Here is a 13227-nt window from a genome sequence, read left to right on the forward strand (position 1 = left end):
AGGCTGAGGCGTAAATGAAAAAAAAACTTAGCATCTTAGAACCTCAGTATCTTAGAAGCTTAAATAAGAAATATGTACAAAGAATTAGAAAAATTTAAGTCAACAAACAGTTTTGTTTTTACTGTAAATGATAGTTTAGAAGAAGCTTGCGACGCGCCAGAAGGTAGTGCAGGAATCTTTGTTGTTTATGCTGTTGAAGGTGATGAAAAAGAATTGATCATGGTTGGTTCTACAGGAACTGTTCAGAATGACGGAACTTTAAAAAGCAAAAATGGCGGACTTTACGACAAAATCGTAAACGGACACCAATTTGCTAAAACTGGAAGAAAATATTCTTGGCCAGCACAAATGAAACTAGAGAACATTGAAGCATTAGAAGTAGTTTGGTACGAAACTTTTGCTGGAGATGTAAAATCGATTCCAACTGCTGTAGAAGGGCAAGTTTTGCAAAATTTCTTAGAGGCAAATGGTAAATTGCCAAGATGGAATGTAGCTTTTTAAGTTTCTTTCAATTTCAATATTATTAAAAAACCTTACTAATTAGTAAGGTTTTTTTTATTAAGCTATAGGTTTTTAGTTTTCGGTTTTATATATTTAAACACCAAAAATAAACTAAATCTATGATAAAGAACTACTTGCTATTGCTGGCTTTGTGTCTTTTTTCTTCTTTAAATGCGCAAATAATTAATATTCCAGATGCCAATTTTAAAGCAAAATTGCTAGAAGCCGATGTCATAAATGCTATTGCTAAAGATAAAAATCAAAAAAATATTAAGATTGATTTGAATGGTGATGGTGAAATTGATCAGTCTGAAGCATCTAATGTTTACTATTTGACAGTTTCTGAGTCTGATATAGCATCTCTGGTAGGAATTAAAAGTTTTAATAATTTGCTAGATTTAAATTGTTATATCAATAATATTTCAGACTTAGATATTAGCGATATGCCTAATCTTTTGTTTGCAAACTGCAATATAAATAAAATTGAAAATATAAATTATAATGGAAGTTTAAATTTACGCGGATTAAATTGTTCGAGTAATTTGCTGAAACATTTGGATTTATCAAATTTGACTGAGCTTATTGAATTAAATTGTCAAGACAATCAATTGACTAGCCTTGATGTTAAACCTTTGAAGAATTTAAGTATTTTGCTTTGCGATTTTAATTCATTGACTAGTTTAGATTTATCAGGTCAAGATTCTAAACAGTTTTTGGAGTTAGGTTTTTCACAAAATAATATTTCTAATCTCGATATTGCTAGATTTACAAACCTTCGAAGCCTATCTTGTGGAGATAATCCGATGACAAGTTTGGATATAACAGCGTTTTCATCGTTGGAATCCTTAGCCTATCATAACACTAAAATTACAAATTACGATGTGACGAAATTTCCAAATCTTTTAGTATTGATTTGTTATGGAACAGAAACTACTAGATTAGATTTGAGTGGCTTAAAAAAATTACGAAGATTAGATTTTGGTGAAAATGATATTGAAAAAATAGATTTAAAGGAAGCTGTAGATTTGGTATATCTTCGATGTTCTAATAATAAATTGACCGGTTTAGATTTATCAAAATTAACAAAATTGGAAGCACTAGATATTGATTTTTGTAATATTTCAGTTCTAAATTTTAATGATTTAGTAAGTTTGGAAAGGGCTTGGATTTCAAATACTTTAATGAAATCAATGGATTTCGGTCATTCACCTTTTTTAAAGAGAATCGCTATTTCTCAGAATCCATTTTTAGAAACCATAAACTTAAAAAACGGAAGTTTAGAAAACGAAGTAACAATTACACAAAATCCAAAATTAATCCACATCTGTGCTGATGATGATCAAATAACAAATATTGAAAACATCCTCAAGGAAGATGGTGTGACAGATTATAATGTGAATTCATATTGCACATTTGCTCCCGGAGGTGAGAGTTTTTCAATTCAGGGAACAAATCGGAATGATTTGAATAGTAATGGTTGTGATGCTCTGGATATTCCAGCTTCTTTTTTAAAGTTCAAAATTGATAATGGGGTAAAATCTGGAAATTTTATCAGTAATGAAACTGGAAAATATCACGTAAAAGTTCCAGCTGGAAATTATAAAGTGATACCAGTTTTTGAAAATCCAAGTTATTTTACTATTTCGCCAACAGAAATTAAGGCAGATTTCCCAACAGTTTCTAGTCCGAAGGTGCAAGATTTTTGTATTGAGGCAGTAGGTGTTCATTATGATTTAGAAGTAACGATATTACCATTATGGCCGTCAAGGCCTGGTTTTATCGCAAAGTATAAAATTATTTATAAAAATAAAGGAAATGTTGCTCAATCCGGAACTGTCAATTTGGGTTTTGATAATTCAGTCATTGATTTAATAAATTCAAATCCTTCAGTTTCAATCACAACATCAAATAAAATTTCATGGAACTTTACTAATTTGAAGCCATTTGAATCGAGAGAAATTGTTTTAAATCTAAAGATCAACTCTCCAATTGAAACTCCTGCGATTAATAATGGAGATATTCTGTCATATACAGCTTCAATAATTTCTCCAGAAACTGATGAACTTCCTATAGATAACACTTTTTTGTATAATGAAACAGTCGTAGGTTCTTATGATCCAAATGATAAAACTTGTTTAGAAGGAAAAGTCATTAAACCTGAACTTATTGGTGAATATGTTCATTATCTAATTCGTTTTGAAAATACGGGAACTTACAAAGCTGAAAATGTAGTAATTAAGGATATAATTGATACTTCGAAATTTGATGTTTCGACGTTAGTTCCTACTAGTGCAAGTCATTCGTATACAACCAAAATTTCTGATGGAAATAAAGTCGAGTTTATTTTCGAAAAAATAGACCTTCCTTTTGATGATGCAAATAATGATGGTTATATTGCTTTTAAAATTAAAACTCTGCCAACTTTAAATGTGGGCGATTCTTTTGAAAACGAAGCTAATATCTATTTTGATTATAATTTTCCGGTTCTAACAAATAAAGAAACCTCAACATTTAAAACTTTGGGAAGACAAGATTTTGAACTTTCATCTTCTTTTAATATTTACCCAAATCCAGTTCGCAATTATCTACAAATAGACTCGAAAGATTCTATTGAAATACAGTCAATCTATGTTTACAATGTATTAGGGCAATTAATTCAAGTAATTCCGAATGCTCATAATATTTCAAAAATTGATGTTTCGAAATTTCAATCTGGGCAGTATGTTCTTCAAATCAAAACCATGAATGGAAAGTCAACGACTAAATTTATTAAAATTTAAAACTTAAATTTTGGTTTTTTATAAAGTCTTACTGTGTGAGACTTTTTTTTTGCTAAAAATTTGCCAGAGCTTGATTTAGTTAATTAAAATTTAAATTATAGTAAATTTAAGTTTAATCAAAAAGAAAAGGTAAATTCTGATGATTTTAGAAAAAGTTTATTATTTTTTGTAATAAATTGGGTTTTGATTGTTTGCTTTTCTATATTTATCAAACAAAAACAAAAAATAATGTTAAAATTTGATTCGTTTTGTAGGTCTTAGAATGAGTTGGCATGCAAAATACTTGTTTAATTTTTGTTAATTAAACGTTTTATAGGTTAGTTTTAATTCTAGAAAAAAATCAAAATTTAATATACAATTTAATCCCTGTAAGTCATCTGTTATTTAAAGAAATGCATTTTAAATAATTTGATTTTACGCCCCAAAGCTTTTTTGTATGAGCCAAATTTTAAAGAACAAAGTTTTAGACGATTTTATTCTATGGAATAATTTGAAAAATGGTAATGAGAAATCATTCTCTTTACTTTTTGAGAAATATTATAGAGACTTAATCAGTTACGGCAATTCACTTTGTCCGTATGAAGAGAAAGTGCAAGATTGTATTCAAGATGTTTTTGCTGATATCTGGCTTTATCGCGACTCTCTTCAAGATAATGTTATTGTTAAAGCTTATTTACTTTCTAGTGTTAGAAAGAGAATTGCGCGTTTGCATGAAAGAGATCATGTATTTAGGAAAACAACGACGACTGATGTTTTAGAATTTCTTTTTGACTTTTCTATAGAAAACCGTTTGGTTGAAGATGAAGTTACAGCCGAGCGCGTTTTGTATTTAAATAAATTATTGAACGATCTTCCGGGCCGTCAAAAAGAAGCACTGTATTTGCGTTATCACCAAGGTCTAAGTGTAGATCAAATAGCCGATTTGTTAGATGTAAATTATCAATCGGTCAGCAATCTTTTGCATCGTGGTTTGTTAAGTCTTCGAAAAGAATGGAAAGGCAGTATTCCGCTTTTAATCCTTATATCTTCAGGGGTTTTTTAAAAAATTAAGAGAAAATCAAAAAAAAATCTTAAATAGATGAGTATATAATAAAAAAACTGTCCTCTATGTTTTTGTAACCCTAATAGTGAGATGCAAAAACGTAACAATTATACCGAAATAGAAGACTTCTTAGCTGATGAATCTTTTCAATTATGGATTTTGTCCAAGATTGATGAACAAGGCTGGGAAGAATGGACTCTCGAAAATCTTCAAAGAGCCAAACTTGTTGAAGATGCAAGGCTTGTACTGTTGGCAATGCGAGTTCCAGAATCTAACTTATCTTCAAATGAAGTTCATGAAGCCTTGAAGGAAACTTGGCGTAAGATTGAACAAAGAGAAGAACTTTCTCAGCAAACTTCAAAAATCAAAAAATTAAAAGTACAGAGATACTGGATTAGCGGTGTTGCAGCTGCTATTTTGGTAGGTGTTTTTTCTGTATGGTTTTTTAGAACTGAATGGACTGCAAATGATAATGTAGTTACTTACAACGAACTGGTTCAGGAAAATGATGAAGGTTTGGTAGAACAAACTAATAATACTGAAAAGTCTCAGACCATTACTTTATCTGACGGAAGTTCGGTCTTATTACAGCCTAATAGTAAATTAAGTTACCCTAAAATCTTTACCGGAAACGAAAGAAAGGTGTATTTATCCGGCGAAGGTTTCTTTGAAATTAGTAAAAATCCTAAAAAGCCTTTTTTTGTTTATGCTAACGAAATTGTAACTCGAGTTGTGGGAACGAGCTTTAGAATAAAAGCTTATCCAGATCAGCAAAATGTTGAAGTTCTTGTTCGCACCGGTAAAGTAAAGGTAAAATCGAATGATTTAGTTCGAAGTAACGAAAACAAAGAAATTGTGCTACTTCCAAATCAGGCACTTCGATTTGCTCGTAAAGAATTGGTTTTTAATAAAATAACCAATATTACGCAAGATCCGATTTTAGTGAGCAGTGTGCGAAATATCGAGCAATTAAGCTTTGAGTTTACAGATATTCCTGTGGCACAAATACTTGAAACTATAGAGCAAGCTTATTTAGTAGATATTGATTTTCCTCACGACAAATTGAAAGACTGCCGATTAACCACTTCATTAAGCGATCAGCCGTTGGCCGAAAAGCTGAAAATAATCTGCAAAAGCATCGGTAATGATACCAATTATGAAATGAATGGAAATCAGATTGTAATTACGACTTCTGGCTGTAACTAGAATTCTTAATTCAATTAAAATAAAAAGAAAAACATCCAAAATTTTAACTAATTCAAAAACTAAAAAATAATTTGTAATTGCCTATGTAAAAAATGAATGCATAAAAAAAGTGCCGAGAATGCTGTAACATTATCGACACTTAAATCTGAATAAATCACTCTCTGTAAAGGGTAATTTATGATGTTTCTTAAAATACACGCGAATAGTATTAATCAAAACAAACCAAAATTATGAAAAAACCTGTTGTCAAGCAACGATTACTTCACCAAATCATGAAAATAACGCTGTTTCAGTTTGTGTTAGCGCTTGTGTTTTCAAGTGTTACTCTCGCAAATAATGTAAATGGGCAGAAAAAATTAGATACTAAAGTTACTATTACAGTTGATAATCTAACTTTAGACAATGCTTTATCAAAAATCGAAAAGTCTGCTCATGTAAAATTTTCCTATAACTCAAGACTTCCTCAACTAGGAGAGAAGGTTAGTATAGAAGCAAACCAAGAAACTCTGTCGAGTGTACTTAGCAGAATATTGGTTCCTTTTAATATTACTTTTTCAGAAGTAAGCAATCAGATTGTCCTTCAAAAGAATACGATTAATACTTTTTCTTATGGAAACAATCATGATTCTTTGTTTGAGATTTTGACTTTTGGACCCATTATTAAAGGAAAAGTTACAGACCAATCAGGAAATCCGCTACCTGGCGCTACTGTAATGGCAAAAGGCACAAAAACAGCTGTCTTAACAGATTTTGATGGAAATTTTACGATCGAAATGCCTGCAAATGTAGACCGTTTGCTTATTTCTTATGTAGGTATGGAGACAAAAGAAATTGGTATTGACAATACTTCTCCAACAGTTGTTTTAACCGAAGCTGGTCAGAACCTAAAAGAGGTTGTGGTTACTACTGGATACGAAAAAACTTCAAAAAGAACGTTTACTGGTGCTATTAGTAAAATTTCGGGCACTGAATTAAAAATAGATGGTGTAGTTGACGTAAGCCGAATGATCGAAGGTAAAGCGGCTGGGGTTACCGTACAGAATGTTACAGGAACTTTTGGTACAGCTCCTAAAATTACCGTTCGTGGATCTTCTTCAATTTTTGGGGATACAAAGCCATTATGGGTTATTGATGGTGTTGTCCAAGAAGATATTATCAATATGTCTTTTGCTGATTTGGCATCTGGAAATTCAGAGACATTATTAAGTTCATCTGTAGCAGGCTTAAGTGCAAACGATATTCAAAGTATTGAAATTCTTAAAGATGCATCGGCTACGTCAATTTATGGTTCAAGATCGTTAAATGGAGTTGTTGTTGTAACAACAAAACAAGGACGTAGAGATTCTCCGTTAAAAATTAGCTACGGATTGGAACAGACTGTAAGAACAGTTCCAAATTATAGTCAATTTGATATTCTAAATTCTCAGGAATCTATGAGTATTTTTAAAGAGATGGAAGCTAAAGGATATTTGGATTTGCCAACTACTGTAAATGGAAGATATGGAGGCGCTTACAATATTTTAGGAAGAGCTATAAATACTTACAACCCTGAAACTGGAAATTATTTAGTTAATAATGATCCTGTTAGCCGTAATAATTTTTTGAAGAAATACGAACAAGCCAATACAGATTGGTTCAGCGTTTTGTTTAGACCATCTATTACGCAAAATCACTCTTTGAGTTTTTCTGGTGGAGGCAAAAACAATACATTTTATGCTTCATTGGGCTACTATACAGATCCAGGATGGACTATTGCTGATGATGTAAAACAGATTTCTAGTAACATTAAAGGTACTTTTTATGTAAACGATAAATTAAATATAACCTTATCTACATTGGCTTCTATTAGAGATCAAGGTGCTCCAGGAAGTTATGAAAGTGAAAAAGATGTTGTTTTTGGTAAAGTAACCCGTGATTTTGATATCAACCCTTTTAATTATGTGTTGAATACAAGTAGAACTTTACGTCCGTATGACGATAATGGAAATTTGGAATACTACCGAAATAACTGGGCAAAAATGAACATCGTAAACGAATTGGCTAACAATTTCATGGAAATTGAGGTAAAAGACATTCGTTTTCAATTGGATTTAGATTATAAAATTAATCCGCATTTAACTTATAATTTAACAGGTTCAGCTCGTTATGCTAATACAAGCCGTGAGCATAAAATTTTAGAAGGTTCAAACGTTGTTGGTGCATACAGAGCAGGAACAGCAATTGGAGAAGATGGGGTAAACACATTGGTTAGAGATCAAAATATCTTTTTATACCAAGATCCAAACGATTTAACAGCTCCAAAAGAATCAGTCTTGCCAAATGGAGGATTCTTAAGAAAGTTTACAAACGACATGACGTCTTACAATTTAAGAAATAGTGTTAGTTACAGAAATATATTTAGCGACAAGCACGAAGTAGAAGGTCTGTTTGGAACTGAAATGAGAGTTGTCGACAGAACTAGTGATCAATTTACAGCTGCGGGTTTGCAATACGATCGTGGTTTAACTGCTTTTACAGATCCGAGAATTATCGAAAAAATAATTAATGCTGGAGATTCATACTACGGTTTTAATGAAGAAAAAGAAAGAACAGTAGGTTTCTTTGGTAAGGTAGGTTATACTTATGATAGACGTTATACAGCTTCTGTTACAGGACGTTATGATGGGTCTAATAGACAAGGAGATAGCGATTCGTCAAGATGGCTGCCAACTTACACTTTTAGTGGGAAATGGAATGTGGCTGAAGAAAGCTTCATGAAAGATGTACAATCAGTAAATACTTTAGCAGTAAGAGCTTCGTATGGTTTAACAGCTACAGCAGGACCAGCAACAAACTCTTTGGCGATTTACAAAAGTGCCATTACAGATCGTTTCGGACTTGATGATAGAGAATCAGGAATTAGAATTGAAGAGCTTCAAAACGGAAATTTGACTTGGGAAAAACAGTTTGAAACAAATATCGGACTTGATCTTGGAATGTTTAATAACAGAGTGCAGCTTACAACAGACGTTTACCGTCGTAAAGCTTTTGATCTTGTAGATTATGTAATTACTTCTGGTATTGGCGGACAAAGAATTAGACAAGGTAACAATGCCGATATGGAGACTAAAGGTTTGGAGGTTGGTATTACAACTAAAAACATTAATGGTAAAGATTTTAAATGGTCTACAAACCTTAATTTTTCTGTTTATCATCAAGAGATTACAAAATTGCAGAACACGCCAACGGCATTCGATTTAGTTGATTCAAACGGAGGAAATACGGTTGGACATCCAAGAAATTCATTGTACTCTTACCAATTTACAGGTTTGAACAACCAAGGTCTTCCTACGTTTATATTGCAAGACGGAGCAGAGAATAACATTACAGATGCTAATTTTCAGGATAATTTAAATGTTACTAAATATTTGAAATATGAAGGATCAATCGAGCCTAATAAATCATTTGGTTTTGCCAATACATTTACATACAAAAACTTGTCTCTGTACATATTCTTTGTAGGTTCAGGAGGAAATAAAGTTCGTTTAAATCCTGTATACGATAGTACTTACGATGATTTAACAGTGTTTACAAAAGACTTTACAAACCGTTGGATTAATCCTGGTGATGAAAATTATACCAATGTTCCAGTTATTGCAGACAGACGTTTAAATGCTAATTATGGCGGAGACCGTACCTTGGCAAGAGCTTATAATACGTATAATTATTCTGATGTTCGTATTGCAGATGGAGATTTTGTCAGATTAAAAAATATATCATTAAGCTGGGAATTTCCTGCTGATTTTAAAAAGAAAATCGGTGTGAGCACTTTTACATTAAAAGGCTCAGCGGTAAATCCTTGGTTAGTTTATTCTGATAAAAGATTAAATGGACAAGATCCTGAGTTTCGTAATTCTGGAGGAGTTGCTTTTCCTGTAACAACTCAATACACATTTACTTTAAACCTTTCATTATAATAGTCAAAATCATGAAAAACTTAAAAATAGCATTATCCCTATTAATACTTATTTGTATTACTAGCTGCGATGATTTCTTGTCGGAGAAACCAGATAATAGAACCGAAATTGATACGCCAGAAAAAATAAAAGAATTATTAGTAGAAGCTTATCCTCAAATGAGTTATTTCGAGATTGCTGAAACTATGTCTGATAATGTTTTTGATAGTGGATTAGCTACAACATTAGTAAGAAACGAGCAAAACTACAATTGGGAAATTAATACAGAAGCTACTGATATTGATACGCAAGCGTATTACTGGGATGCTTGTTATAGAGCAATTGCACACGCAAACAAAGCACTGGAAGCAATAGAAGAGTTGGGAAGTCCGGCAAGCTTAAATCCGCAAAAAGGTGAAGCTTTGATGGCGAGAGCTTATTCTCATTTTATGTTGGTTTCACTATGGTCAAAACGTTACAATCCAGCAACTGCAGATACAGATTTAGGGGTTCCGTATGTAACAAAACCAGAAACGGAATTGATAACAAAATATAAGAGAAATACACTTGCTGAAGTATATGCTTTTCTTGAAAAAGATATTGAAGAAGGTTTAAAGTACGTGACAAACGATTATAAAGAACCAAAATTTCACTTTAATGTAGCGGCTTCAAAAGCTTTTGCCAGCAGATTTTATTTAGTAAAAGGAAATTGGGATAAAGTAATTGAATTGTCTAATGACTTAGGTTCTAGACCCTCAGCAATAAGAGATTTTTCAGTTTACGAACCTTTAAGTGTAGAAGATCAGCAGTTAAAATACGGAGCGAGTGATGTTGGAACCAATCTTTTGATCGTTTCTGCAAATACGATCGTAAGTAGAGTATACCATTTAAATCGTTTTAATTTATCAGGTTTACGCCGTCCAGAAATCTTTGGAACAAGCACAAATCTTTTCGGAAAAGCGTACTATTATAATTTTTATTCTTCAAACGGAAGTATCACATTGTTCTTGCCTAAGTTTTATGAATACTTTAAATATTCTAACGTAACAGCTGGAATTGGAGATCCTTATGTTGCTGAAGTATTATTAAGTAACGATGAGTTTTTCTTAAATAGAATCGAAGCGCATGTTATGAAGGGAGATATTGCTACGGCTACAGGAGAATTAGAATATTTCTTAGCAACAAGAACTCCAACATACAATCCGACAACAGATAAATTGACTGAGGCTAGAGTAGTGGCTAAATTCCCTGTAATTGCAGACGAATATACGCCATTCTATACAATGACTCCAGTGCAGACCTCTTATATAAAAGCAATTGCAGAAACAAGAAGAAGAGATTTTATACACGAAGGACTTAGATGGTTTGATATTAAACGTTTTAACCTAGTAGTTAGACACGAGACATCAAATAAACCAGCTAATATTTTAGTAAAAGACGATAACAGAAGAGCATTGCAAATTCCGTTGCATGCTTCAAGTACTGGTATCGAACTAAATCCTAGGTAATCTTAAAAATGAAAATTATGAAATTATTAAAATATAATAAAATTGCGGTTTTAGCTCTAGTTTCGATAACTTTATTTTCATGTGGAAGCGATGACTTGCCTGGAGAAAGCCAATTAGATTTTACACAACCAGAGAAAACAAGTTTAGATAATTGGATTGACGCTACTTATTTAAATTCATACAACATTAATGTTCAGTATAAATGGAACCAAAACACGGTAGACAACAGTCGTTATTTATTCCCACCTGAAGTTGATAAAGTAAAACCTGCTCTTGAAATAGTTGAAACAATTTGGCTAAAAAGTTATGCCGCAATTGGAGGTCTAGATTTTGTAAAGAAAATTGCGCCAAGAGAAATTGTTTTGGTTGGAGGAGTTAATTTAAATAGTGTTGGAACCAAAACTTTAGGTTTGGCTGAAGGAGGGCAGAGAGTTACTTTGTTTGAAACAGATTATATCGATAAATCGGATCGCGAAAACGTAGCGCAGTTTATACATACAATTCAGCACGAATACATTCATATTTTAAATCAGAACAAACCTTTTGACGAAAAAACTTGGAAAACGCTTACACCGGGAGGTTATACCGCAGATTGGTACAATTTTGAAATTGAAGAATCAAATGAGCTTGGATTTATTACAAGTTATGCAAGATCAAATATTAACGAAGATTTTGCAGAAACGGCAGCGATGATTCTAATTTATACAAAAGCAGAATACGCGGCATTTTTGGATGGTATTGAAAATCCTTTTGCTCTTCAGGCTTTAAAATCAAAAGAAGCTATTGTGGTTAAGTATTTTAAAGAAGCATTCAACATGGATTTTTATGCTTTAAGAGATGAAGCAGAAAAGAATACAACATCTGTAATAAATTAAAACAAGCATTATGAAAATGAAACAACTATATAAGTACTTATTTGCAGCTGTTTTAATACTGCAATTGATCGCCTGTAATAATAATACAGATGCAGAACAACTTTTTAATGATACGCCTACCGCTCGATTAAATAAGCAAAAAACAGAGTTAAGCGAAGCACTGCTTTCATCTCAATACGGGTGGAAAGCGGTTTATTTTACAGATAATACAGTTTTAGGAGGATATACTCATTTATTTAGATTTGCTGACGATGGAACTGTGCAAATGGCATCAGATTTCGATACTGATACAGCTACTTATAAAAGTGAATACGCGATTCAAGTAGGAAGCACGGTGAGTTTAACTTTTACGACAAAAAATAGAATTCATCTTTTATCAGATTCAGACAATTATCCCATTCCGGCATTGAGAGCAAAAGGTTATTTAGGAGATTTTCAATTTTTGTACTATGGACAAGAAAATGGAGAAATCATTTTTAGAACCAACAGAAGCAATCAAGAATTACGTTTTGTAAAAGCAACTGCAGAAGATTGGACAGAATTGCCTAAAAATCTTCTGATGGAAAAGAATGTTATTGGAGGAGAAGAAAGACCACTTTTTAGACTATTGGAAACAAATGATGGTACGACTACGCATAAATTTGATTTTTCATTTACAGCAGTAACGCGTTTTGCAAACTCAAATTCTATTGAAAATGGTTACTCTGTAAGCTATAACATGGGAATAGGATATTCTCCAACAGGAATTGTAGTAAGTCCTGCAGTTGAAGTAGGTGGACAAAAATTATCAAATTTTGTTTATAACGATACTGATGGAAGTTTTACTGCAACAGGAACAGGTGGCGTATCTGCAGTTATAAAGTATACCGATAAACCGCTAGTTCTTACAGACGATTATAAACTATTGCTTCCAGGTAAGCCATTAGCTTGGTTTGGATTCTTTGTAGACGATTACACAATCGATTCACCAGCAAACTCATCATTATTTTACGCTGAACTAGAAAAAGTAAACGCATTGTTGCCGTCAGGACAAAGTATCGCATCTATTGAAATCTATAGCAATCATGCTATCGGAACTTTTATCTATTACACTTTTGTCGGAAGATCTCCTTTACAGCATCATGTTACTATCGAAGAAGACGCAGCAGGTAAGAAAATGATTTTGAAACATAAATCATGGAACGGAAATACTACCTTAGCGACACCAGCATTCTTGGCAAGTATTGATAAATACTTCATGGATCCGCAAGGAATTTATGTAAAAGCAGAAAGTTTCAGATTATTCTACTCAGATCCTGTTTATACATTTACAAGCGCGTCAAGTCCGTTTAGAATGACAACTTGGAAACTTAATTAATTTTAAAGAGCAGCTCAAAAAAA

The 13227-nt window shown here is 32.5% G+C and carries 8 protein-coding genes; all 8 read left to right on the top strand.

From position 1 onward, the window contains the following. The first annotated feature begins 72 nt into the window (after nucleotides 1-72). The 8 genes from QLQ95_RS20645 to QLQ95_RS20680 all read left to right on the top strand — a co-directional run bounded on the left by QLQ95_RS20645 (nucleotide 73) and on the right by QLQ95_RS20680 (nucleotide 13204). Entirely contained in the window at nucleotides 73-501 is a 429-nt protein-coding gene (locus QLQ95_RS20645) for a hypothetical protein (protein WP_482501468.1), read from the top strand. A 119-nt stretch (nucleotides 502-620) separates the two neighbouring features. Next, entirely contained in the window at nucleotides 621-3281 is a 2661-nt protein-coding gene (locus tag QLQ95_RS20650; protein ID WP_482501470.1) for a DUF7619 domain-containing protein, read from the top strand. Between the two features lie 436 nt (nucleotides 3282-3717). Beyond that, nucleotides 3718-4323 carry an RNA polymerase sigma factor gene (locus QLQ95_RS20655; protein WP_482501472.1) on the top strand — a complete coding sequence of 202 codons (606 nt, stop codon included), beginning with the start codon at nucleotides 3718-3720 and terminating at the stop codon, nucleotides 4321-4323. A 90-nt stretch (nucleotides 4324-4413) separates the two neighbouring features. Continuing rightward, nucleotides 4414-5529 (top strand): FecR family protein, encoded by a 1116-nt coding sequence (locus tag QLQ95_RS20660; protein ID WP_095929279.1) that lies wholly within the window; start codon nucleotides 4414-4416, stop codon nucleotides 5527-5529. A gap of 230 nt (nucleotides 5530-5759) precedes the next feature. Then, nucleotides 5760-9485, top strand: a complete 3726-nt coding sequence (locus QLQ95_RS20665) for a SusC/RagA family TonB-linked outer membrane protein (RefSeq protein ID WP_482501474.1) — start codon at nucleotides 5760-5762, stop codon at nucleotides 9483-9485. A gap of 11 nt (nucleotides 9486-9496) precedes the next feature. Next, nucleotides 9497-10972 (top strand): RagB/SusD family nutrient uptake outer membrane protein, encoded by a 1476-nt coding sequence (locus tag QLQ95_RS20670; protein WP_482501476.1) that lies wholly within the window; start codon nucleotides 9497-9499, stop codon nucleotides 10970-10972. A 17-nt stretch (nucleotides 10973-10989) separates the two neighbouring features. After that, entirely contained in the window at nucleotides 10990-11847 is an 858-nt protein-coding gene (locus QLQ95_RS20675) for a substrate import-associated zinc metallohydrolase lipoprotein (RefSeq protein WP_482501478.1), read from the top strand. 16 nt (nucleotides 11848-11863) lie between these two features. Then, nucleotides 11864-13204, top strand: coding sequence for a DUF4302 domain-containing protein (locus QLQ95_RS20680; protein WP_320493582.1), 1341 nt, complete (start codon nucleotides 11864-11866; stop codon nucleotides 13202-13204). The last annotated feature ends 23 nt before the right edge of the window (nucleotides 13205-13227 follow it).

Source organism: Flavobacterium sp. B330r, assembly GCF_056824325.1.